1 protein-coding gene is annotated in these 514 nt (G+C 64.0%); it reads left to right on the top strand.

All coding sequences use genetic code 11. From position 1 onward, the window contains the following. Positions 1-514 (top strand): acyl-CoA dehydrogenase family protein (locus tag BKN37_RS27465; RefSeq protein ID WP_278184981.1); only part of this gene is annotated, 514 nt, incomplete at both ends.

The following is a 514-nucleotide window of genomic DNA, read 5'->3' as shown; positions in this document are numbered from 1 at the left end:
AGCTGGGGATCAAGGGGTCGCCGACCACCGAGTTGTATTTCGAGAACTGCCGCATTCCGGGGGATCGGATGATTGGGGAGCCGGGCAGCGGGTTTAAGACCGCGTTGCGCACCCTGGATCACACCCGCCCCACCATCGGGGCGCAAGCCGTGGGGATCGCCCAAGGCGCGTTGGATGCGGCGATCGCTTACACCAAGGATCGCAAGCAGTTCGGTCGGCCGATCAGTGATAACCAGGGTGTGCAGTTCATGTTGGCCGAGATGGCGATGAAGGTCGAGGCGGCCCGGTTGATGGTGTATTCGGCGGCCGCCCGCGCCGAGCGCGGGGAGACCGGGCTGGGGTTCATCTCCGCGGCGAGCAAGTGTTTTGCCTCCGATGTGGCCATGGAGGTCACCACCGACGCGGTGCAGTTGTTCGGCGGCGCCGGCTACACCACCGACTTCCCGGTCGAACGCATGATGCGCGACGCCAAGATCACCCAAATCTACGAAGGCACCAACCAAATCCAACGCGT

Origin of the sequence: Mycobacterium talmoniae, from assembly GCF_001854525.1 — a bacterium.
Taxonomy (GTDB): domain Bacteria; phylum Actinomycetota; class Actinomycetes; order Mycobacteriales; family Mycobacteriaceae; genus Mycobacterium; species Mycobacterium talmoniae.
Note: the sequence above shows the minus strand (reverse complement) of the source record. Positions and strands in the feature narration are given on the sequence as shown.